This window comes from Myxococcales bacterium (genome assembly GCA_012517325.1).
In the GTDB taxonomy this organism is placed as follows: Bacteria; Lernaellota; Lernaellaia; order Lernaellales; family Lernaellaceae; genus JAAYVF01.
Genome location: JAAYVF010000021.1, coordinates 1 through 23,259, shown reverse-complemented (window position 1 = coordinate 23,259; position 23,259 = coordinate 1). Strand labels below are relative to the sequence as shown.

General features: G+C 64.6%; 20 protein-coding genes. 8 read left to right on the top strand and 12 right to left on the bottom strand.

Going from position 1 to position 23,259, the window contains the following annotated elements:
- The first annotated feature begins 216 nt into the window (after positions 1-216).
- From GX444_04455 to GX444_04440, 4 genes are all read left to right on the top strand, one after another.
- On the top strand, positions 217-1,233 hold the full coding sequence (locus GX444_04455; protein ID NLH47838.1) for a hypothetical protein: 1,017 nt from the start codon (positions 217-219) through the stop codon (positions 1,231-1,233).
- A 1-nt stretch (position 1,234) separates the two neighbouring features.
- Positions 1,235-2,041: a sulfite exporter TauE/SafE family protein gene (locus GX444_04450; protein ID NLH47837.1), complete on the top strand. Its 807-nt coding sequence runs from the start codon at positions 1,235-1,237 to the stop codon at positions 2,039-2,041.
- Positions 2,042-2,044: 3 nt separating this feature from the next.
- On the top strand, positions 2,045-3,442 hold the full coding sequence (gltX, locus tag GX444_04445; GenBank protein NLH47836.1) for a glutamate--tRNA ligase: 1,398 nt from the start codon (positions 2,045-2,047) through the stop codon (positions 3,440-3,442).
- Positions 3,443-3,566: 124 nt separating this feature from the next.
- Complete coding sequence (locus GX444_04440) at positions 3,567-5,099, top strand: hypothetical protein (GenBank protein NLH47835.1); 1,533 nt, start codon at positions 3,567-3,569, stop codon at positions 5,097-5,099.
- Here the strand turns inward: GX444_04440 and GX444_04435 are convergent.
- Together GX444_04435 and GX444_04430 are read right to left on the bottom strand one after the other, a co-directional pair.
- On the bottom strand, positions 5,074-5,541 hold the full coding sequence (locus GX444_04435) for a hypothetical protein (GenBank protein ID NLH47834.1): 468 nt from the start codon (positions 5,539-5,541) through the stop codon (positions 5,074-5,076). The genes GX444_04440 and GX444_04435 overlap by 26 nt on opposite strands.
- A 13-nt stretch (positions 5,542-5,554) precedes the next feature.
- Positions 5,555-7,483: a hypothetical protein gene (locus tag GX444_04430; protein ID NLH47833.1), complete on the bottom strand. Its 1,929-nt coding sequence runs from the start codon at positions 7,481-7,483 to the stop codon at positions 5,555-5,557.
- A gap of 165 nt (positions 7,484-7,648) precedes the next feature.
- Here GX444_04430 and GX444_04425 point away from each other — a divergent pair, with 165 nt between their 5' ends.
- Both GX444_04425 and GX444_04420 read left to right on the top strand, forming a co-directional pair.
- Complete coding sequence (locus GX444_04425; GenBank protein ID NLH47832.1) at positions 7,649-8,290, top strand: hypothetical protein; 642 nt, start codon at positions 7,649-7,651, stop codon at positions 8,288-8,290.
- 66 nt (positions 8,291-8,356) lie between these two features.
- The gene (locus tag GX444_04420; GenBank protein ID NLH47831.1) at positions 8,357-9,484 is read left to right on the top strand and encodes a class I SAM-dependent RNA methyltransferase; all 1,128 of its coding nucleotides are present in this window, start codon (positions 8,357-8,359) and stop codon (positions 9,482-9,484) included.
- A gap of 19 nt (positions 9,485-9,503) precedes the next feature.
- Here the strand turns inward: GX444_04420 and GX444_04415 are convergent, their stop codons facing one another.
- The 5 genes from GX444_04415 to GX444_04395 all read right to left on the bottom strand — a co-directional run bounded on the left by GX444_04415 (position 9,504) and on the right by GX444_04395 (position 13,613).
- Positions 9,504-9,770 carry a hypothetical protein gene (locus tag GX444_04415; protein ID NLH47830.1) on the bottom strand — a complete coding sequence of 89 codons (267 nt, stop codon included), beginning with the start codon at positions 9,768-9,770 and terminating at the stop codon, positions 9,504-9,506.
- A 31-nt stretch (positions 9,771-9,801) separates the two neighbouring features.
- The gene (gene metG, locus GX444_04410; protein ID NLH47829.1) at positions 9,802-11,835 is read right to left on the bottom strand and encodes a methionine--tRNA ligase; all 2,034 of its coding nucleotides are present in this window, start codon (positions 11,833-11,835) and stop codon (positions 9,802-9,804) included.
- A gap of 81 nt (positions 11,836-11,916) precedes the next feature.
- The gene (locus tag GX444_04405; GenBank protein ID NLH47828.1) at positions 11,917-12,444 is read right to left on the bottom strand and encodes a hypothetical protein; all 528 of its coding nucleotides are present in this window, start codon (positions 12,442-12,444) and stop codon (positions 11,917-11,919) included.
- Positions 12,445-12,500: 56 nt separating this feature from the next.
- Positions 12,501-12,959, bottom strand: a complete 459-nt coding sequence (locus GX444_04400) for a D-tyrosyl-tRNA(Tyr) deacylase (GenBank protein NLH47827.1) — start codon at positions 12,957-12,959, stop codon at positions 12,501-12,503.
- A gap of 3 nt (positions 12,960-12,962) precedes the next feature.
- Positions 12,963-13,613: a hypothetical protein gene (locus GX444_04395; protein ID NLH47826.1), complete on the bottom strand. Its 651-nt coding sequence runs from the start codon at positions 13,611-13,613 to the stop codon at positions 12,963-12,965.
- A gap of 372 nt (positions 13,614-13,985) precedes the next feature.
- Between GX444_04395 and cysK the strand changes: the two genes are divergently transcribed.
- Both cysK and GX444_04385 read left to right on the top strand, forming a co-directional pair.
- Positions 13,986-14,930 carry a cysteine synthase A gene (cysK, locus tag GX444_04390; GenBank protein ID NLH47825.1) on the top strand — a complete coding sequence of 315 codons (945 nt, stop codon included), beginning with the start codon at positions 13,986-13,988 and terminating at the stop codon, positions 14,928-14,930.
- Positions 14,914-15,837 (top strand): serine acetyltransferase, encoded by a 924-nt coding sequence (locus GX444_04385; GenBank protein ID NLH47824.1) that lies wholly within the window; start codon positions 14,914-14,916, stop codon positions 15,835-15,837. Before cysK ends, GX444_04385 begins: the two co-directional genes overlap by 17 nt.
- 10 nt (positions 15,838-15,847) lie before the next feature.
- Here the strand turns inward: GX444_04385 and GX444_04380 are convergent, their stop codons facing one another.
- The 5 genes from GX444_04380 to kdpA form a co-directional block, all read right to left on the bottom strand.
- Positions 15,848-16,543, bottom strand: a complete 696-nt coding sequence (locus GX444_04380; GenBank protein NLH47823.1) for a response regulator — start codon at positions 16,541-16,543, stop codon at positions 15,848-15,850.
- A gap of 3 nt (positions 16,544-16,546) precedes the next feature.
- On the bottom strand, positions 16,547-19,246 hold the full coding sequence (locus tag GX444_04375) for a sensor histidine kinase KdpD (GenBank protein NLH47822.1): 2,700 nt from the start codon (positions 19,244-19,246) through the stop codon (positions 16,547-16,549).
- Entirely contained in the window at positions 19,243-19,830 is a 588-nt protein-coding gene (gene kdpC, locus GX444_04370) for a potassium-transporting ATPase subunit KdpC (protein ID NLH47821.1), read from the bottom strand. Before kdpC ends, GX444_04375 begins: the two co-directional genes overlap by 4 nt.
- Positions 19,831-19,840: 10 nt before the next feature.
- Positions 19,841-21,904 (bottom strand): potassium-transporting ATPase subunit KdpB, encoded by a 2,064-nt coding sequence (gene kdpB, locus GX444_04365; protein NLH47820.1) that lies wholly within the window; start codon positions 21,902-21,904, stop codon positions 19,841-19,843.
- Positions 21,905-21,924: 20 nt separating this feature from the next.
- On the bottom strand, positions 21,925-23,259 hold a 1,335-nt coding region (kdpA, locus tag GX444_04360), incomplete at its 5' end, for a potassium-transporting ATPase subunit KdpA (protein NLH47819.1).

Below are 23,259 nucleotides of genomic sequence, written 5' to 3'. Positions count from 1 at the left end.
GGCAGCTGCCCCTCCAGGACGCAGACCAGCAACCTCATCCGCTGTAACTCCTTGGGAGTCATCGAAATCATGTCCTTCTTCATGGGGGACATAATCGCTAAGCAGTTACAGGGGACAAAGTCGCTAAGCTAATACACATTTCAGCGTTCTATTTGACTCGACAGGAAAATGTTACTATCGTGCATTGCCACTGCATGAGGCATGAGGTATCGCGGTATGCAATTCAACTGGGACAACAATATCGCCGTCATTCTCAACGCCAACGCCCGCAAGGTCCGCCAGACGATCATCGACCGAATGCGGCGTTTCGTTCCGGAATCGCAGCTTTACATCAGCAAAACCCTCGAGGAAGGCCAGGAACTGATCCGCGAAATCATGCAGAAGCGGTTCACGCACCTGGTGTGCGGCGGCGGCGACGGCACCCTGGTGGAAATCATCAACCAGGTGCGGCGGACGCTGCACGAGCTGGGCGGCACCGACGCCGACATGCCCAAGCTGGGCTTCCTCAAGCTCGGCACCGGTAACGGCTGGGCCCATTTGCTGGGCAGCGACAACGGCAAGCGCAGCCTGCCGCGGATGGCCGACAGCCATAACTGGAAAGTGACGCGGTTCAACCTGTTGGAAAGCGATCAGCGGCTGTTCCATTTCGCCGGCATGGGCTGGGACGCCGCGGTGCTCAACGACTACTACCTCTTCAAAGAAAAATTCGGGCACGGCCCGCTGAAAAAGCTGGTCACCGGGCTGCACGGTTACCTGACGAGCATGATTTTCAAGACCATCCCCGAACAGTTCCTGATTCGGGAACGCCCGCAGATCCGGGTGATCAACCGCTCGCCCGAGGTATACCAGATGCGGCTGGGTCAGCCGCCGCGACGGGTGTCGATAGGCCTGGGCGAAACCCTGTACGAGGGGCCGGTCAGCGTTTTCGGCGGCAGCACGACGCCTTATTACGGCTTCAAACTGGTGGCTTTTCCCTTCGCGCGATCGAAAGAAGGGTTCATGAATTTCCGCGTGATCAGTTCCAGCCTCTGGGAAGTCCTTTCTCACTGGCACGCCGTTTTCACCGGCAAGTGGCAAAGTGTCGATTTCCGCGACTGGCTGGTGAAGGACGTTTCCATCGAGGTGGACCGTCCGTTGCCGATGCAGATCGGCGGCGACCCCTGCGGCATGCGCGATCGCTGGGATCTGTCGATTTCCGACCTGTCGGTCCAGGTTCTCGACTTGACCGCGTAGCATGATCTATCTGCTGATATATGTTTTTACCGGGATTTTCGCCGGTCTGGCCGCGGGGCTGCTCGGAGTCGGCGGCGGCATCGTCAACGTGCCGGCCCTTGATTTCATTTTTTGCCGCCAGGGGATCGATCCGGACGTCTCGTTTCACCTAGCGCTGGGCACGAGCCTGGCGATCATCGTCTTCACCTCGGCCAGCGCGGCCTACGCCCATTGGCGGCGCGGCACGGTCGACGTCGGCTTCGGCTGGCGAGCCGGCCTGGGCGGCATCGTCGGATCGGTGGTCAGCTCCTTCGCGGCGGCCCACCTTCAATTCACCATCCTCAAACCGGCCTTCGCGCTGTTTTTAATTTTCGCCGCCGTCCGCCTGCTGACCGAAAAGGAAATCCGCGGCCGCGAGCCGCGCGGCGGTCCGTGGCTGGCGGTGGTCGTCGGCTTTCTCGCCGGGCTGCTCGCCGGCTTTTTCGGCGTCGGCGGCGGCATCATCGCGATCCCGCTGATGCTCTGGATCGCGCGGTTCGATCCGCCCCAGGCGTTGGCCACCTCCAATCTGATCATCGTCCTGGTCGGCATTTTCGGATCGTTCACCTACCTTTACACCGGCTGGACGGTCACCGCGGCGATTCCGCACGCCGCCGGTTACGTGCACCTGCTTGCCTTGATCTTCGTCGCGCCGCTGAGTATTCTCACGGCGCGTTTGGGCGTGCGCCTGGCGCACGCGATCGATTCGCTATGGCTGAAGCGCCTGTTCGCCCTGATGCTGTTCGCCGTCGGCTGGCGCTTCGTCTGGGACGTTTTATACGGAGGCTGACCCATGACCGTTCGCACTCGTTTCGCGCCCAGCCCGACGGGCATGCTGCACATCGGCAACGCCCGCACGGCTTTGTTCAACTGGTTGCTGGCCCGCCATCACGGCGGCCAATTGGTGCTGCGCATCGAGGACACCGACCGCGAACGCTCGACGCCCGAAAACGTGCAGATCATCCTCGACGGCCTGAAGTGGCTCGGCATCGACTTTGACGAAGGCCCCTATTACCAGAGCGACCGCGCCGGGATGTACCGCGACACGATGGAAAAACTGATTGCCCAGGGCGCCGCCTACCGCTGCCGTTGCACCCCCGAGGAAATCGAAAAGCAGCGCGCCGCCGCCGAGGCGAACAAGGGCAAGTACCTGTACGACCGCGCCTGCCGCGACAAGCACTACGGCCCCGAGCAGCCTCACGTCGTGCGCTGCGCCATGCCGATCAGCGGCGTCAGCGTCGTCAACGACCTGATCAAGGGCCGCGTCGAGGTCGACTACCGCGAGCTCGACGATTGGATCATCGCCCGCAGCGACGGCACCCCGACCTACAATTTTTGCGTCGTCGTCGACGATTCCGACATGCGCATCACCCACGTCGTGCGCGGCGAGGACCACCTCACCAACACGCACAAGCAACTGCCGCTCTACGCCGCCCTGGGATTCGCGCCGCCGGCTTTCGCCCACATGCCGCTGACCCTCGGCGCCGACCGCAGCAAGCTTTCCAAGCGGCACGGCGCGGCCAGCCTGCTCGAATACCGTCAGATGGGCTACCTGCCGCAGGCGATGCGCAACTTCCTGGCGCGTCTGGGCTGGTCGCACGGCGATCAGGAACTGTTCACCGACGAGGAACTGATCCGCTACTTCGACATCACCGGCGTCAACGCCAGCAACGCGATTTTCGACCTGGACAAGCTCAATTGGACCAACGAAAAGAAGCTGCGCGCGCTGGCGCCCGAGGAAGTCGTTCCGCAGTTGCTGCCCTTCCTGCTCGACCGCGGGTTCGCGGCGCAAAACGACCCGCGGCTGCCGCGGATCATCGCCAACCTGCAGGAGCGGTCGCACACGCTGGTGGACATGGCCGACCAGTGCGCGCCTTTCTACCAGGCGCCGGCGGCCTACGCGCCGGAAGCGGTGAAAAAATGGTGGAAGGGTTCGGCGCGCGAGGTGCTGCAACGCTTCCAGGCCTGGCTGGCGACGGTCGACCCGTTGACGGAGCCGGCGGCGCTGCAGTTCATCGAAAATCTGACGGCCGAACTGGGCGTCAAGCTGGGCCAGGTCGCGCAGCCGCTGCGCCTCGCGCTGACCGGCACGAGCGTCAGCCCGCCGATCGACGCGACCCTGGTGTTGATCGGCAAGGAAGAGACCCTGCGCCGGTTGGAAAAGGCCCTGCGCGAATTGCCGCCGCTCTGATCGCGCCGCCGATCCGGCCGGGCGTTCCGCGTTTTCCACGCGCCATGAAATTTGACTGCCTTCGCCGCGAGAGGATAGAGTAACGGCTGTCCGCAACCCGTTCCGTCCAGGGCGACGAGGAAAAATGAGCCAGAGCCCCGAGCCGATCCACGGCGTTGCCGCGCCGGCCGCGACCAGCCAACGAGCGCGGTGGGCGATCGTTTTTTGCCTTTTGCTGCTCTCTTTCTTTTATGCCTTGAGCGATCGCGGCGCCGTCGGCGGGGAACTGTCGGTGCGCTGGCTCGCCGAAGCCGTCTGGCGCGATCACACCTTGACGGTCAATCGCTTCGACGACCTGGGAGTGCTTGACGATTACGCGCAAGTCGGCGCGAACAAGTACGTCCTCTGGCCGCCCGGGCCCGCGTTTTTCGGGTTGCCGCTTTACGTCGCGGGGCAATTCGCGGCCGGGAACGCGGAACCGACGAAGGCCGACCGGTTCGGCGGTTGGCCGTCGCGGGCGATGCAGCTCTTTTTCTGCATCTCCGCCGCCCTCGCCGTCGTGTTGCTGTTCGCCGTCTGCCGCGAAATGGGTATTTCCGCGCTCCTCGGCGGCGCCATCGCCGCGCTCTTCGCCCTCGGTTACAAAACCTGGCCTTACGCCGCCACCTACAACCGCCACCTGCCGACCGCCATGCTGGTGCTGGCGGCGATTTATTTCGGCCTGCGCTCCCGGCGGAACCCGGACGATGCGCGGGCGCTGATCGGCCTGGCGCTCGGCGCCGGCCTGCTGCCGCTCTTCGATTATTCGGCGGGACTCGCGATCCCGGCCTTGCTGCCGCTCGGTTGGCCGGCCCTGGCCGCGGCCGGCCGGCGGCCGCGACGGCTCATCGGGGCGTCGCTGGCGTTTCTCGTCGGGGCGGTCGCGCTCGGGGCTTACAATTGGGCGTGTTTCGGCGCTCCCTGGGTAACGAGCTATGCCCACTCGGCGCAACACGAATGGGCGCGCACTTTCGCCGGCACCTTCAACGGAAATCCGTTCGAAGGCCTCCGGTTCCTGCTGCTCAATCGGGGGACGATTCCGGAGCCGATCGTGTTGCGGACCGGCTTCCCGGAAAAATTTCTGGAGTTTTACCGGCGGCAGACGTTCGAGGGCCTATTGCCGTACGCGCCGTATCTCTGGTTGGCGATTCCAGGGTTCCTCGCCGGCCTCTATCTGCCAAAAAGCCGCCGGATATTTATTTGGCTGCTGCTGGCGCTGCTGCCCACGATGCTGTTGATGGGAGCGCATCGCACGCTGTTCGGCGGCCTGGGGCTGGATACGCGCTATTTCTATCACGTCACGCCGATCCTCTTTCTGGCGGCGGCGTTTTTCCTGAACGAGGCGCGGGCCCGGATTCCGGCCCGGCGGACCTTCTGGACGGCACTGCTGGCGCTGGGAGTGCTGCTGTTCGGCATTCGGCCGTTGCTGCAAAACATCCGGCAGATCGTGTCGATCACCGTGAAGATGCGGGAAATCTGTCCGGCCGTTCTTCCCGGACCGGATCTCGTGCGGGCCGTCTTTCCGAACCTGCCTTACGCCGGATTGACGTTCTTCTTCCTGGCGATCTTCTGGTCGTGCTTCCTGCTGGCCTGGGAGATCGCCGCCGGTGGTTCTACTTTTCGCCGAACGGGCGCTTGAAAGCCTGCTCCTCCGGCATCGCCATGAACGGCGCGAAGCGTGACGGCTCGAAGTGCACGCCCGACGACCGCCACTCTTGCGAACCGTACTGGAAGCGGAATTCGCGCCCGGCCAGCTTGTTGAGGGCCGCGGTTTCGAAAACCATGAAATAGATGCCGTCCGGCAAACCGCCGTACTCCGGGATCGGCTGATCGCCGAGCGCCAGCCGCATCAACTCGGCGCCGTCCGCCGGAAAACTGCCGTGCAGGCGCACCAGGTAGGCTTGCCGGTATTCCTTTTGCCGCCCCTCGGCCGTCGCGATTTTCACCGGCGTTTGCAGGTTCACCAGGGCCACGTCGTAACCGCGCAACTCCGCCGTCGGATTGAGGCTTCCGGCCGTCGCCGGCGCGACCGCCGCCGCCAGCATCGCCGCCAGCAACACTATGTTCCACCATTTTTTCATGGCCGTGTCCTTTCTAATAAAGGCTGAACTGGATTTCGTCGATGCCCAGCAAACCCGTCGCCAGCACGTCGAAGTCGAAAATCACCGCCTCGACGTCCGATGGCAGCAGCGGTTCGCCGCCGTTGAAATCGGCCAGCGGAATGCGCACGGTTTCCAGCACAGTCATCGAGGTGTTGTAATAGCCGGCGATCTGCACGTGCGTCTGGCTGGGCAGCGTGCGGTACGCGGAAATCGCCACCGGATCGCTCGTCACGCCGTCGACCACCAGGCGCACCGAGAAGTCTTGCGGGGTGCCGAAGACGTTGTACTGATCGGTCGCCTCGTAAAGCTGGCCGACGCGCAACGAGAGCATATCCATGTCGTCGAGTTCCGAACGGCCGGCCGGCAGATCGATGCGGTACGAACCGCCCGCCGCGTTCCACCCCGCGATCAGGCCGTAGCTCTCGCCCGGGAAGCTGCCGTAGGCGCCGCCCGGCGCCATTTCCTGTTCGTTATCGATCGCCAAGCCGGTCCCGGTGTTGGTAGCCCCGGCGAAGGAAGCGGTGGTGGCGTTGCGATCCTCCTCGTAGTGATCGAGGAACACGCGCTCGGCGTTCTGATACTGGCGGGTCAGCACGATGTCCGCGGGGAACGAGGGGAAGATCTCCTCGCCGGCGGCCATCAGCCGGTAGCAGGCGCGGCCTTGCAGCGTCCAGCGGAACCAGGCCGTGACGAACAGCAAGCCGATCCGCTGCTGATCCTCGGCCGCGATGAGCGGCGTGGTGGAATTGGTGACGGGGTACGGATCGCCGGCCGGCGCCCAGACGGTGTTCCATTGGCCGTGATTGGCGCCCTGCACGAACAGCAACCCCTTCTCGCCCGTCGTTTCCTGATCGACCGGCAAGGCACGGTCGTAGCACTTGTGCCCCTGGAAGTCCGAAACGTCACCGTCGTGCGAGCCGTGCATGATGAAGTAGTCGACGTCGGTCAGGGTGATCGTCGTGGTGAAGAGGCCGCCCAACTGGCCGTCGACCGGCGCGATGGCGTAAAGCGAGCGGATCTTGAAGTTGAAATTGTGCAGCGGATCGCCCGGGTCGTGCAGCGTGGTGTTGTACAGCCAGGCCGTCGCGATGGCCTCGCCGCCGCGCGAGTGGCCCGCCAGGCCGATGTGGCGCATGTCCACCTTGCCGTACAGCGCGTGGCCCGGCGTGTTGTTCCATTCGCGGAACAATTGCAGGTGGCGCAGCAGCACGATGCCCCGCGCGTCCATTTCGCCGCTGACGCTGCCGTTGAGGAAGTCTTCCTCGACCGAAAACGCGATGAAGCCGTGGCTCGCCAGTTGCGCGGTCAGGTAGTCGTAACCCGGATACGAAAGCTCGGCCGGATCGTGGTTGCCGTGCACGATCAGGATCAGCGGAAACGGGCCGTCGCCGTCCGGGACGTAGCCCACCGCGTGGAGCGGCACCGCGTTCATGCTGATCTGGCGCACGAACCGCACGTAAAAATCGGGGAAGAGAAAGTATTGTTGAATGTTGGTTGTGCGGGCGTCCGGGTCGTCCGCGTCGCCGTATTCGTAAGGCGTGTAGGTGTTCGCGCCGGGATCGACCGGATCCTCGAGCGAAGCGCAATCGTCGGGCGGGAACGTGTCGTCGTTATCGTCGTTGTCGTCGTTGTCGTCGTTGTCATCGTTGTCATCGTTGTCGTCGTCGTCGTCATCGTCGTCGTCATCGTCGTCGCCCGGCGACGTATCGTCATCGCCCGGCGAGGTATCGTCGTCGTCGGCCGGCGTGGTGTCGTCATCGTCGTCAGCCGGCGCGGTGTCGTTGTCGTCGTCGCCCGGCGAGGCGTCGTTGTCGTCGTTATCGTCGTCGCCGCCGCAACCGTCGCAGGCGGCCAGCGCGAACAAGGCCAACAAGCCGCAGGTCAGCAAAAGCCATCGCGAGACAAATCGGAGGTGAAACATGCGCGCTCCTTTCTGGAGATCCCCTGCGAACTTTCACTTCCGAACGCCCTGCTTGTCAAGAGAACTTGCGCACTGGCCGAAAGCTCGGTTTACCCCGCTTCCGGGCAATGATATGAAAGGCCGTTAATTGAAATTGTCGTTGCCGACCCCAACGGAGCCCGAACGATGACCGCCACCAAACGACCGGCATTTCCGCCGGCCTGGACGAAAACCGAGGAACGCTTCTTCGCGCGCCTGAAAACCCCCTTCGCGATCCAGCGTTTTCTGGACGAAACCGAATACAGCGCCGAGCCGATCTATCGCTGCCCGCGCCGCGTGATCGCCGACCGCCGCGCCCACTGCGTCGACGGCGCCCTTCTCGCCGCCGCCGCGCTGCGTCGATTGGGGTTTCCGCCGCTCGTCATGGAATTGCAGGCCGTCCGCGACGACGACCACCTCCTGGCGCTCTACCGGCGGCACGGTTGCTGGGGCGCCGTCGCCAAATCCAACTTTTCGACGCTTCGCTTCCGCGAGCCGGTCTACCGGTCGGTCCGCGAACTGGTGATGTCGTATTTCGAGGGCTACTTCAACGTCGCCGGCGAAAAAACCCTGCGCGCCTACTCGACCCCGCTGAACCTCGCGCGACTCGACCGCCTGCAATGGGAAACCCGCGACGACGGGATCGAAACGGTGATCGCCCGGCTGGAAGCGACGCGCCATTACCCGGTAGCGACGCCGGCGATGATCGCCGGGCTGGAAAAGGCCGACGCCCGCTCCTACCAGGCCGGGCTGCTCGGCTCGAAGGCGGACGGGCTCTACCGGGTGTGAACCGCCGCCGACCACCGGCGAATTTCGGGTTTTCGGCGCGGCGACATTTTGTTAAAGTGAACCGGCATGAACGCCGTAGCAAAGAAACCACCGTTGCACCTGTTCGCCGTCTGCGCACCCGGACTCGAAAACGTCCTGCTCGATGAACTGAAGAGCCTGTCGGTCGGCAACGCGCGGGCGATTCCGGGCGGCGTCGAATTCACCGGCAACTGGTCCACCGTGTACCGCGCCAATTTGTGGCTGCGCACCGCCGGCCGGGTGCTGCGGCGCCTGCCCGCGTTCCACGCGCTGACCTTCGGCGAGCTGCATCGCAAGGTTCAACAACTGGGCTGGGAGGAATTCGTCGGCCCCGGCCTGGCGTTGGACATCCAAGCCGTGTCGCACGGATCGCGGCTCTACATCAAAAAGAAGATCGCCGAGGTCATCCAGCAGGCGATCGGCGACCGGCTGCGAAACGAGGTCGAGCCGGCGGCCGGCGGCCTCTACGTGCTGGCGCGGCTCGCGAAGAACGTCTGCGAGATTTCTGTCGACACCTCCGGCGAATTGCTGCACAAACGCGGCTACCGGCAGGAAACCGGGCGGGCGCCGCTGCGCGAAACGCTGGCGGCCGGGATGCTGCTGCTGGCGGGTTACGATCCGGCCCGGCCGTTTTGCGACCCGATGTGCGGCGCGGGCACCATCGCGGCGGAAGCGGCGCTCCTGGCGATGCGGCGGGCGCCGGGCCGCGGGCGCGCCTTCGCCTTTCAACAATTCCCCAACTTCGACGCCGCGGCCTGGGAAAAATTGTGCGCCACCGCCGATCACCGCGCGTTGGCCGCGCCGCCGGCGCCGGTGGCGGCCAACGACGTGAGCGAAAGCGCGACGGCGGCCGCGCGGGCGAATTTCGCCCGCGCCGGCCTGGCCGGGTTCATATCCCTGACCCAACGCGACATCGGCGAGGTGCAACCGGCGGACGACTCCGGCCTGGTCCTGTTCAACCCGCCCTACGGCGACCGTCTGGCGCGCGGGCAAAAATTGACCGGCCTCTACGCGCGGGCCGGGGCGATCCTGCTCGATCGGTTCGCGGGTTGGAAATACGGCGTGCTGCTGGAGCGCGAAAGCCTTTTCCACGAAATGCGCCTGCCGAAAAAAACCACCTTCCGGCTGACCAACGGCGGGAAAAAAGTCAAACTCTTCTGCGGCGGGATCGACTGAAACCGCTCGCGCGAAACGCTCAACCGCGCTGCCACCGCTTCAATTGCGGCACGAACGTGCGGGCGACGTCGAGCGCCTTTTTCGGCGGCAGGAACATCTCGGTTTGCACGATGCCGGCCATCCGCTGCAGCATGTCGTCGACCGTCAGGTTGGGCTCGATGAACCGCCCCTTGCGGTAGCAATGGCAGCAATATTCGAAATTGAGCGACCCGTCCGGTTCGGTGCCGTGCTCGCTCGCGATTTCCATCGGCAGACCGCAACTCTGACACATGGGCGGTACCGGCATTTCCCAAATCCTCCCTGGGTCAAACGTTGGCTCAGTGAATCCGTTCCCCCGGCTTGCCCGCCGGCGCTTCGGTGATCGTCACGTGCTCGCCTTTGGCGTCCTTCAACTGGCCGACCGCCGCGGCGATCATCCCTTCGGAGACGCCCCATTTCATCTTGCGGGGCGCCAGGTTGGCGACGCAGACGACTTTCTTGCCGACCAGCGCGGCCGGATCGGCGTAATGCTCGGCGATGCCGGCAAAGACGTGGCGCTTGCCGAGCGGGCCGAGGTCGAGGGCCAGCGACAGCAGTTTTTTCGCGCCTTCGACGCGCTCCGCCTTTTCGATGAGCGCCACGCGCAGATCGACCTTCGCGAAATCGTCGATGACGATTTCCGGCGCCAGCGGTTCGACCTCGTAATCGATTTCCGGCGCGGCGGGCTTCGCCTCGGCCACCTTGCTGGCCTCGACGACCGCCTCGATCTGCGCCATCTCGACCCGCTGCACCAGGTGGCGGTAATCTTTGATGACGTGGCCGTCGAGCAGGTCGGCCTTCGCGTCGGCCCATTGCAGGTCGCCGACGTTCAGCAGGTCCTCGAGGTCGGCCGCGAGCTTGGGCAGCACCGGTTTGAGGTAGAGGCCGATCAGCTTGGTGAGGTTGACGGCGGCGGTGCAGATGTCGCGGGCGCGTTCGGGATCGGTTTTCATCGCTTCCCACGGCGCGGCGCTTTGCAGGTAGAAGTTGCCGGCCTCGGCCACGCGGCAGATGCGCTCGACCGCCTCGGCCAGGTTGCGGCGTTCGTAGGCATCGGCGATCGCCTCGCCCTCGCGTTCGGCGTCGGCGATCATCGCCTGGGCGTCCGCGGGGATGCGGCCGAGCTTCCCGGCGAACCGCTTGCCGACGAAGCTGAGCGAGCGGCTGGCCAGGTTGACGATCTTGTTGACCAGCTCGGCGTTGACGCGGTTGACGAAATCCTCGAACACCAGGTCGATATCCTCGAGTTTACCCGACAGCTTGGCCGCGTAGTAATAGCGCAGATACTGCGGGTCGAGGTGATTCAAATACGTGCGGGCGTTGATGAACGTCCCGCGCGACTTGCTCATCTTCTCGCCGCCGACGCGCAAAAAGCCGTGGACGATCACCTGCCGCGGCAGGTTCAGGTCGGCCGCCATCAGCATCGCCGGCCAGAACAGCACGTGGAAGTACAGGATGTCCTTGCCGATCAGGTGATAGATTTCGGTTCCCGGGCGCTCCCAGTAGTCGGCGACATCCAGCCCCAGCCGTTGGCAATAGGCGTCGGTGCTGGCGATGTAGCCGATCGGCGCGTCGAGCCAGACGTAGAAATATTTGTTCTGCTCGCCGGGGATCTCGAAGCCGAAGTACGGGCCGTCGCGGCTGATGTCCCAGTCGCGCAGGCCTTCCTCGATCCACTTCCGCACGTAGTTGCTGACCTCTTCCTGCAGATGGCCCTCACTCGTGGTCCATTCGCGCAGGCGGTCGCTCAGCTTGGCCAGTTCGAAAAACAGGTGCTCGCTCGACCGCATCTCGGGCGCGGTGCCGCAGACGGCGCAATGCACGTCTTTCAGCTCGGTCGGGTTGTAGGTGGTGCTGCACACTTCGCAGACGTCGCCGTACTGGTCGGCGGCGCCGCACTTCGGGCAGGTGCCGCGCACGAAGCGGTCGGGCAAAAACATCTTGTCCTGGGGGCAATAAAGCTGCTCGATCGAACGCCGGGCGATGATGCCCTTCTCCTTGGCCGCGAGGTAGATGCGCTCGGACCACTTGCGGTTTTCGGGCGAGTGCGTCGAATGGAACTGGCTGAAGGCGACGTGGAAATCGGCGAAATCCTTGACGTGTTCGTCGTAGGACCGCGCGATCAACTCCTCGGGCGTCACGCCTTCCTTCAGCGCCCGCACCTGGATGGGCGTGCCGTGCGTGTCGTCGGCGCAAATGTATATGGCGTCGTGCCCGCGCATCTTCAGATAGCGCACCCAAATGTCGGCATAGAGGTACTCGACCAGGTGGCCGAGATGAATGCTGCCATTGGCGTACGGCAATCCGCAGGTGACTAAGATGCGACGTGACATGTTGATCTCCCGTTCTTCCTTTCTTGGAAAAAGAGTTGGACGCGCTTTTATAACATGCGAGGGTAGCGGGTAAAAGGGAGTTCAGAAAGTATAGGACCGTTCCTCGCCGGCCGGCAATTCCACCTGGCCGCGATAACCCGGGCGACTGTTGTTGTAAGTGTCCTTGTAGCGAAGTTCGAAGTTGTAGTCGCCCGGCGGCGGCGTTGCTTTATAGGCCAAATCGAATGGACAACTGCAAGGCGCAAGATAACCCACGTCGTTCTCGTACATCAGCAACGATGGTTCCACTGCCGTGTAAAGGAATTCCAATCGGAAACCACAATCTTTTTGTACGCATAAATGCTTGATGAAAAGGGTCTGGCCGTCCCAGAACATGTTCAGGCTTTCCTGGCAATCCACCGTTGTGTCATCGCCTTCACTTTCCGTTCGAAGGGAGGCTGCCGAATAAGCTTCATTCAAACAACTGCTTTGCCCCTCGTGAAAATCCGCAAAGAGATCCGTTTCGTCATCGTTATCATCATCCGTTTGTTGTTTCTCCGTGCAGGCGCTCAGGACGAACGGCAGTAAAATCAGGCAGGCCGACAGGCAGAAAACTTGCTTCCACGGCATGAGTTTCTCCTCCAAATTGCCCCCGGTAAATAATTATTTCCAATCGAAAGAAAAAATCAAGGCGTTTTCCGGTCCGCCGGCGAATCAATCAGAATCGTCACCGGCCCATCGTTGACCAGCTCGACCGCCATCATCGCCCCGAACTCGCCCGTGGCGACCGTCACGCCCAGGGCGCGGGCCTTGGCGCAGAACGACTCGTACAGCGGCACGGCGATCGGCGGCGGCGCGGCGTCGGTGAAGCTAGGCCGTTTGCCCTTGCGGGCGTCACCGTAAAGCGTGAACTGGCTGACGACGAGCAGCGCCCCGCCGACATCCATAAGTGAAAGGTTCATCTTATCGTCACCGTCGGGAAAAATCCGCAGGCCGACCGTCTTGTTCACCAGAAAATCCACGTCCGCCTCGGTGTCGTCGCGATGAACGCCGAGCAACACCAGCAGGCCCGGGCCGATGGCGCCCGCCACCCGGCCGTCGATCGTCACCGCCGCCCGCTTCACCCGTTGGATCACCACGCGCATCGCCTACTCCCCGTTCAGGATTCGCAACAATTCCCCGCGCGACCACGAAGATCTGGCCCGCGTCGTCAACAGCCGCGTTTCCCGGCCGTCGCGCAACCAGATAAAACAAGCCGCCTTCGGACCCGCCAGTTCGACCAGCTCGCGCACCGCATCCGCCGCGAACGGCTCCAGACCGGGCGCGCGGCCGTCAAACCCGACGAACACCGCGTCCGCGCGGTGCTTCGCGACGATCTCGCCGGACAGGGCCCGCGTGAGGTGAGCGGCCAGAACGGTCGGCCGGTCCACCGCGGCGGCCCCGCGGTACGGTTCGCTGCTCACGACATGAAGCCGAAATCGCTCCAGACGGTCGAAAGCCCGGTCCGACAACTCGAACGGCGGCCGCTCTCCCCGCAGGATTTCGGGCGGGAATCGCCAGAGGCCGGGCGTGGTCGCCAAACCGATGACAGCCAGCCGGTCGGCGGGAACGGCACACGCGGCTGGCAATTCGGCCGGATCGACCGCCGCCGTTGCCGCGGTCAATCCAGGCAGCCGCAGGAGAATCCGCGGCTGGAAAAGCGCAACGTTTTCGCAGCGAACGTCCGCCACCAGGCGGATCGGCTTGTCGCAACCGGCGAGCAGCAGACAAACCGCCAACAGCCAGATTTTCCGTGTCATGGCGGATAATTTATCCGGTTTGGGCGAACTTTCACAGTCGAGAAAAAAGCCTTTCGCCGGAAAGGGTGTTCAAACCTATTTTCACCCATTTAAGTAGAATATCAGAAACACTGATTAACCTTTATATATCAATATATTATACATCATATTGAAAATAGATGAGACGATATACACTAATTTGGTGTATTTTATATTGACACATCGGCTCAACTTGGCTAGCTTAATGACAGAGGAACGAAGGCAATGACCGATCGAAGCAAAAATTGTCGGGCAACCCACCAAAACCACCGTCGATGTAGTTAGCCGGCCGAGTTTTCAATCGAATCCTTTGAAATCGAATGATTGACCTGAAACCGTGAAAGGAATGCCGCAATGGCTAAAATCGCCGAAAACATCACCCAATTGATCGGCAATACCCCCATGGTCAAATTGAACAAACTCACCGCCGGCCTGCCGGGAATCGTGGCCCTGAAACTGGAAGCGAAAAACCCGCTCAGTTCGGTCAAGGACCGCATCGCCCTTTCGATGATCGAAGAGGCCGAAAAAGCGGGCTTGATCAAAGCCGATACCGTGCTGATCGAACCGACCAGCGGCAACACCGGCATCGGCCTGGCGTTCATCGCGGCGCAGCGCGGCTATCGCCTGATTCTGACGATGCCCGAAACGATGAGCCTCGAGCGGCGCAAGCTGCTGAAAATCTTCGGCGCGGAACTGATCCTCACCCCCGGCGGCGAAGGCATGCCCGGCGCGATCCGCAAGGCGCAGGAACTGGTCGACGCCAATCCCAACTACCTCCAGTTGCAGCAATTCAAGAATCCGGCGAACCCGAAAATTCACCGCGAGACGACCGCGCTGGAAATCTGGAACGACACCGAAGGCCAAGTCGATTTCCTGGTGGCGGGTGTCGGCACGGGCGGCACGCTGACCGGCATCGCCGAGGTGATCAAGGCGCGCAAGCCGTCGTTCCGGGCGGTAGCGATCGAGCCGAAGGGCAGCCCGGTGCTGTCGGGCGGCAAACCGGGCCCGCACAAGATTCAGGGCATCGGCGCCGGCTTCGTGCCGGAGATTCTGCGCACCGAGTTGATCGACGAAATCATCCAGGTCGGCGATGAAGAGGCCGGCGAGACGGCCCGCCGCCTGGCGCGCGAGGAAGGCATCCTGGTCGGCATTTCGTCCGGCGCCGCGACCTGGGCCGCATTGCAACTGGCCAAGCGGCCGGAAAACGCCGGCAAGCTGATCGTGGTCATCGCCCCCAGTTCGGGCGAACGGTACCTGTCCACCTGGTTGTTCGAGGGCCTCTATGAAAACAACGGTTGAACCACGCGCGGAAACGGGCCTGGCGCGGGTCGTGACTGAACTCTGCGAGGCCAACGGGCACCTGACACGTCGGACGAACGAACAACCCCTGCCGTCGCGGGCGGCGATCGCCGAGATCCTCGATTCGCTGCGGGCGGTGCTGTTTCCCGGGTACTTCGGGGCGAGTGAAATCGAGGCCGACAGCCTGCCCTTTTATCTCGGCAGCATTCTGGACGACGTGCGCCGCAAGTTGCGCGAGCAGATCCGCCGCGGCCTGTGCTTTCAATGCAACGAGCCCGGCGACCGCTGCCTGCAATGCGACGCCGACGCCAAGGACCTGACCGACCGTTTCCTCGAACGGTTGATCGAGGTGCGGCGCCTGTTGGCCACCGATGTGAGGGCGGCCTACGAGGGCGACCCGGCGGCGACCAGTCCGGACGAGACGATTTTCTGCTATCCGGGGTTGCTGGCGATCACCGACCAGCGCCTGGCGCACGAACTGCACCGGCTCGGCGTGCCGCTCATCCCGCGCATCATCACGGAGCTGGCCCACGGCGCCACCGGCATCGACATCCACCCCGGCGCGCAAATCGGCGAAAGCTTTTTCATCGATCACGGCACCGGCGTGGTGATCGGCGAGACGACGCGGCTGGGCAACCGCGTGCGGCTTTATCAGGGCGTCACCCTCGGCGCGAAAAGCTTTCCGTTGGACGACCACGGCAACCCCATCAAGGGGATCGACCGGCATCCCAAGGTCGAGGACGACGTGATCATCTATTCCGGCGCAACGATTCTCGGCCCGGTGACGATCGGGCGCGGCGCGGTGATCGGCGGCAACGTCTGGCTGACCCGCGACGTGCCGCCCGGCGGTCGGATCAGTCAGGCGCAGTACGTCCGCGAGGAATTCGCGCAGGGCGGCGGCATCTGACGCGGCCCGCTCATTCCGCCCGCAAGCGGTAGCCGACCCCCGGTTCGGTCAGGATAAGTTCGGGCCGGGCCGGGTCGGGTTCGATCTTCCGGCGCAACTGGGCCATGTAGACGCGCAGGTATTGGGTGTGTTCCACGCTGTTCGGACCCCAGGCGTCCTTCAGCAACTGGCGATGAGTGATGACCTTCCCCTCGTTGCGGATCAGAATCGAAAGCAGCTTGTATTCGATGGGCGTCAGGTGCACTTCCCGGCCGTGGACGAGCACCTGCCGCTTCGTCAAATCGACCTGCAGAAAACCGGCCGAAAAAACCGTCGCCGGCTCGCCGGCGCGACCGGCCGAGCGGCGCAGCGCCACGCGGATGCGCGCCAGCAGTTCCCCGGCGCCGAACGGCTTGGTCAGGTAGTCGTCCGCCCCGTTGTCCAGCGCGGCGATCTTGTCGCTTTCCTGGCCGCGCGCCGAAACCACCAGGATCGGCACCGCGGACCATTCGCGCAGGCGCGCGACCACCTCCAGGCCGTCCCGATCGGGCAGGCCCAGGTCGAGCAGCACCACGTCGGGATTGTGCATCGCCGCCGCCGTGAGCCCTTCGCCGGCGGTCGCCGCCTCGACGACGAGGTAACCCTGCGAAGCCAACGCGACCCGCAGAAACTTGCGCATCTGCGTTTCGTCCTCGACCACCAGGATTTTTGGCGCGGGGTCGCTCATGATTCATCGCTCCCCTGCTGGAGGTTCCTCGTCCGCCGGCGGTTCGGCCGGCGCCGGCGTTCCGCCCGTCGGCAATTCCACCACGAACCGCGCGCCGCCGCCCGGGCGGGCTTCGGCCCAAACGCGGCCGCCGTGGATTTCCACGATACCGCGACAAATGCTCAAACCCAAGCCGGAACCGCCGTGGCCCTTCGACGCGGCGCCGCGGAAAAAGCGCTCGAACAGCCGTTCCGCTTCCGCCGCCGGAAAGCCGGGGCCGGCGTCTTCGACGACGAGGCGGGCGAGGTCCGGCTCGTTTTCCGCCCGAATCTCGATCCAGGTGCCCGGCGGCGTGTATTTGGCGGCGTTGTCCAGCAGGTTGACCAGCACCTGTTCGAGCAACAGGGAATCGGCCCAGATCAACGGCGGGGGGTCGTCCAGCCGCACCCGGACGTCGTGCCCCGCGAGTTGTTTTTGCAGGCGACGCAGGGCCGAGCCGACGATTTCCTCCAACGGCTGCCACTCGCGCTTGGGCGTCAGCGACCCGGAGACCAGTTTGGTCATGTCCAGAAGATTGCCGACCAGGCGGTTCATCCGTTCGGCCTCCTCGAGAATCGCCTGATTGAGTTCCTGGCGGGATTCCGCGGCCAGTTCGGGGCCGACGGCGAGTTGGGTGGTCGCCGACCCGATGATCGCGGCGAGCGGCGTGCGCAGGTCGTGCGACAACGAACTGAGCAGGGCGTTGCGCAACTGTTCCTCGTCGGCGCGCAGCCGGCTGGCGCGGGCTTCCCGCTCCAGCAGCATCCGTTCCAGAAACAGCCCGAACTGGCGCGTCAGCGTCTCCAGCAGCCGGCGCTGTTCCGGGTCCCGATAGGGACTCGCCTTTTCAAACAGCAACGCCAGCACGGCGAGCGTTTTGCCGGCGGCGGCCACCGGCAGATAGAGCGCCCGCGCGCCGGCCAGCGTCTGGGTGCCATTTCCGGCCGGCCGGCTGTTTTCCAGCACCCACCGCGCGGTGGCCGATTCCTCGCCAAACACCGGATTGTCCGCCGGCAAACCCGGCGCGAACCCGTCCGGCCCGTCGAAAAACACCGTTCCCCGGCAAGGGAAATCCTCCTGAATGCTTTCCACGGCGGCCCGCAGCAGGGCGTCGAGGGTCGCGGCGCCCGCCAACCGGTCGGTAAAGTTGAACAGCAGCCGCGATTCGCGATCGCGCCGCCGCGCCGCCTCGGCCCGCGCCCGGGAACGCCAGGCCAGGTCGGCGATGACGAACGAAACCACCAGCATGACCGCGAAGGTCAGCAGGTGCATCGGGTTGCTGACCGAAAACGTGCGAACCGGCGGCACGAAAAAGTAATCGAAGGCCGCGACCGACAGCAGCGACGCCAGGGCCGCCGGGCCGAAGGCGAAACGAAAGGCGATCCACACCACGCCCAGCAAATACAGTAAAACGATGTCCTGCAATTCGACGCGGGATCGCAGCAGATAGTTCGCGCCGGTGACGAGCGCGACGATCAGCAACGCCCAGAGGTACGGGGCCGGCGACGGCCAGCGGCGAGGCCGCGGCGCGGCGGCGGCGGCCGGGTCGGGTTTGACGCCGGTGATGACGTGCACGTCGATATCGCCGCTGCCCCGGATGACCTCGTCCAGCAGCGACCCCTTGAGGAGATCCTTCCAGCGGGAGTGTAGCGGCTTGCCGATCAGGATCCGGTTGACGCGATGTTCGCGCGCGAACTCGAGCAGCCCGGCGCCGATGCGCTCGCCGGTCAGCGTCCAGGTTTCCGCGCCCAGCGTGGCGGCGAGGTGCATGTTTTCGCGAATCCGCTCCTTGTCGGCTTCGGGAAGCGAGGAATGCTCCGGGGTTTCGATGGTTACGGCGTACCAGCGCGCGTGCAGCTCGTCGGCCATGATTTTCGTTGCGCGCACGAGCCGCGCCGAAAACGGCCCGGGACCGACCGAAACCAGGATGCGCTCGCCGGCGGAGGGAGCGGGGGCGGCCCGGCCCCGCCGCGCGTCGTCCGCGATCTGGTCATCGACGCGTTGCGCGGTCTGGCGCAACGATAATTCGCGCAAGGCCGTCAGCTTTTCCGGGCGGAAAAAACCCGTCAGCGCCTGCTCGACGGTGCCGGGAACGTAGACTTTTCCGGCCTTGAGCCGATCGAGCAATTCTTCCGGCGGCAGATCGATCAACTCCACCGCGTCGGCCCGTTCCCAAACGTGATTGGGCACGATCTCCCGTACGCGAACGCCGGTCACCCGCTCCACCGCGTCGTTGAGGCTTTCCAGGTGTTGGATATTGACCGTCGTCCAGACGTGAATGCCGTTGGCCAGGAGTTCCAGAACGTCCTGCCAGCGCTTGGCGTGGCGCGAACCGGGGGCGTTGGTGTGGGCCAGCTCGTCGACGAGGATGGTTTCCGGCTGGCGGGCCAGCGCGGCGTCGAGGTCGAACTCGCGCAGCCGGATGCCGCGGTACTCGCTTTCCACGACCGGCAGAATTTCCAGTCCGGCGAGCAGCGCCTCGGTTTCGGCCCGGCCGTGCGTTTCGACGTAGCCGACCAGCACCGGTTTGCCCTGCGCCTGCCGGATGCCGGCCGCGCGAAGCATCGCATAGGTCTTGCCTACGCCGGGAGACGCCCCCAGGAAAATCCGCAGTCGGCCTTCCTGGTGCTTCTCGTCGAACAGCCGCCGCAGCAGGACATCCGGATCGGGTCGGGGTTCCGTCATTGCCGCTGGTTCCTTTCCAGCTCGTCCAACGCCAGGTTCAATCTAAGCACGTTTACCCGCGTTTCGCCAAGCACAAGACATTGCCGCCCCCGCTGCAGCCGCCGAATCAGGTCCGCCACCGCATCGCGCGACAGGCCGCGCGCGCGGGCCACTCGGCCGGCCTGGTAGAACGCCGCCGCCGGACTGATCTCCGGGTCCAGGCCGCTGCCCGAGGCGGTCACCAGGTCGACGGGAACCGGCGCGGCGTTGTCCGGGTCGGCTTCGCGCAGGGCGGTGAGGCGACTCCGAACCGCGTTCTCCAGGGCCGGGTTGAGCGGCCCGAGGTTGGAACCCGCGGAGGCCGCCGCGTTGTACGGAAACGGCGCGGTCGCCGAGGGACGGCCCCAAAAATATCGCGGGGACGAAAAGGCCTGGCCGATCCGTTCCGAACCGATCATCGCACCGTCGGCGACGATCAGGCTGCCCCCGGCCCGATACGGGAAAAACGCCCGCGCCGCGCCCAGGATCAGCAGGGGATAGATCAACCCCGTTAACACGCTCAAGACGATCAGCAACCGAACCGCCGCCAGCCCTTGCCGGAACATGTCATCCTCCTCACCGACCGAAAAACGGCGCGATCGCCAGATCCAACAGCTTGATGCCGACGAACGGCAGCGCCAACCCGCCCAGGCCGTAAATCAGCAGATGCCGGCGTAGAACGGCCGACGCGCCCAGCGGCCGGTAGCGCACGCCCTTGAGCGCCAGGGGGATCAACAGAACGATGATCAGCGCGTTGAAAATCGTCGCCGCGAGCACGGCGCTTTCCGGCGTGGCCAGCCGCATGACGTTGAGCGCCGCGAGCTGCGGATAGGTCGAGGCGAAGGCGGCCGGAATAATGGCGAAGTATTTGGCCACGTCGTTGGCCAGGCTGAACGTCGTCAGGGCGCCGCGGGTCATCAGCAATTGCTTGCCGGTCTCGACGATCTCGATCAGCTTGGTCGGGTTGGAATCGAGATCGACCATGTTCCCCGCCTCTTTCGCCGCCTGCGTGCCGGTGTTCATCGCCACCGCGACATCGGCCTGCGCCAGGGCGGGAGCGTCGTTCGTGCCGTCGCCGGTCATGGCCACCAACCGCCCTTCCGCCTGATAACGGCGAATCAGATTCAGTTTGGCCTCGGGAGTGGCCTGCGCCAGAAAATCGTCTACCCCCGCCTCGGCGGCGATGGCGGCCGCGGTGAGCGGGTTGTCGCCGGTGATCATCACGGTCTTGATGCCCATCTTCCGCATTTGCGAAAACCGTTCGCGGATGCCGCCCTTGACGACGTCCTTCAAATTCACGAGGCCCAACACCCGCTCGTTTTCGGCGACGACCAGCGGCGTACCCCCGCTCTTCGCGATCCGCTCCGCCCCGGCCCGAACCGCCGGCGGGACGGCGCCGCCCAGGTTGGCGACATGGGCGGCCACGGCGTCCACGGCGCCCTTGCGGATTTTTTTCCCGTCGAAATCGACCCCGCTCATCCGCGTCTGCGCCGAGAAAGGAATGAAAGCGGCGTGGAGCGCCGACAAATCCCGCTGGCGGATGCCATGTTTTTCCTTGGCGAGGATCACGATGCTGCGGCCTTCGGGCGTCTCGTCGGCCAAGGAAGCGAGTTGCGCGGCTTCGGCCAGGGCGCGCGCCGTCACCCCGGGCGCCGGTTCGAACTCGGCGGCCTGCCGATTGCCGAAGGTGATGGTGCCGGTCTTGTCGAGCAGCAGCACGTCCACGTCGCCCGCGGCTTCGACCGCCCGGCCCGAAAGCGCGATCACGTTCTTGCGGATCAACCGGTCCAGGCCGGCGATGCCGATGGCCGACAGGAGGCCCCCGATGGTCGTGGGAATCAGGCAGACCAGAAGCGCCGTCAGCATCGGCAGTGAAATCGGCGTTCCCCGGCCCGCCGCCGCCGCGCTGAAGGACGAGAACGGCCGCAGCGTCGCCACGACCAGCAGGAAAATCAGCGTCAGGGCGGCCAGCAGGATATCCAGGGCGATTTCGTTCGGCGTCTTGCGGCGTTTGGCGCCTTCGACCAGGCCGATCATCTTGTCGAGAAACGATTCGCCGGGCCGGGCGGTGATGCGGATGATCAGCCGATCCGAAAGCACCCGCGTGCCGCCGGTCACCGCGCTGCGGTCGCCGCCGCTTTCCCGGATCACCGGGGCGCTCTCGCCGGTCACCGCGCTTTCGTCGACCGACGCCGCCCCTGCCACCACCTCGCCGTCGCCCGGAATCCACTCCCCCGCCTCGACCAGCACCAGATCGCCTACGCGAAGCACGCTGGACGGCACGATTTCGCGGGCCGCCGACAAAGTAGGCGCGGCCAGCCGGGTCGCGGCAATGTCTTGTCGCGCCTGCCGCAACGCATCGGCCTGAGCCTTGCCGCGGCCCTCGGCCACGGCTTCCGCGAAGTTCGCGAACCAGACCGTGGCCCAGAGCCAGAACGCGATGGCCGCCGCGAAAACCGGCCGCGCGGTATCGCCGGCCAAGGCCGGCACCGCCGTGGCGGTGGTCAGCAGCGCGCCGATTTCGACGACGAACATCACCGGGTTGCGCATCATGCGGCTCGGCCGCAACTTGCGCAGCGCCTCGACCAGCGCGCGGCGGATCAAGGCGGCGTCCCACGTGGTCATTCTTTCGGCGGACATCGAGTCGTTCCTTTCCCGTCTCAGCGCGCCCAGAGTTGAAGGTGCTCGACGATCGGCCCCAGCGCGAGGGCGGGCACAAACGTCAACGCGCCGACCAGGATCACCGTGCCGATCAGCATGGCGACGAAGGTCGGCGTATGCGTGGGCAACGTTCCCGCCCCTTCGGGCAGGTGCTTTTTTTGAGCGAGCGACCCGGCCACCGCCAGGGCGGGCACGATCAGCCAGTAGCGCGCCACCAGCATGACGATGCCGAGGGTGACATTGAAAAACGGCGAATCGGCGGCGAGGCCCGCGAAGGCGCTGCCGTTGTTGTTGCCCGCCGACGAAAAGGCATACAGCAATTCGGAAAAGCCGTGCGGCCCCGGGTTGAGGACGGCGGCGGCCCCGACCCGGCTGACGGCCGCCAGCGCCGTTCCGGCCAAAACGAGAACCGGCGGAATCAAAATGGAGATCGCCGCCATTTTCATTTCGAAGGCTTCGATTTTCTTACCCAGGTATTCCGGCGTCCGCCCGACCATGAGCCCGGCGACGAACACCGCCACGATGACGAACATCAGCATGCCGTACAGGCCGCTGCCCACGCCGCCGAAAACCACTTCGCCCAACTGCATCAGCCAAAGCGGCGCCAACCCCCCGAGCGGCGTGAAGGAATCGTGCATGGCGTTGACCGACCCGTTGGACGCGGCGGTCGTGGCCGCGGCCCAGAGCGCCGAATTCACGATGCCGAACCGCGTCTCCTTGCCCTCGAGATTGCCGCCGGCGGACATTTCGCCGGCCCGCTGGTCGACCCCCAGCGCCGCCAGGCGCGGATTCCCCGCCTGCTCGCCGGCGATGCACAACGCCGCCAGGCCGACGAAAATCACCGTCATCGCCGCCAGCACCGCCCAGCCCTGGCGCGCGTCCTTCACCATTTTCCCGAACGTGTGGCAGAGCGCCGCCGGAATCAGCAGAATCGCCAGCATTTCGAGAAAACCGGCCAGCGGGGTGGGATTCTCGAACGGGTGCGCAGAATTAACGTTGAAAAAGCCGCCGCCATTCGTGCCCAGTTGCTTGATTGCGATTTGCGAGGCCGCCGGGCCAAGCGCCAGAATTTGCTGGTCAATTCCATTGCCCTGTGAATCAACCGCCGGGTCGAGCAGGGCAACCGGCCGAGAGGCCGCAAAGGTCTGCACGCTCCCCTGGCTGACGAGCGCTAACGCCAGCACCAGCGACAGCGGCAGCAAGATGTACAAGGTCGTGCGAGTCAGATCGACCCAAAAGTTTCCCAGTGTGTGAACGCCGTGCCGCGCCAGGGCGCGAATAAACGCTGCCATGACGGCCATTCCACTGGCTGCGGAGACAAAATTTTGCACGGT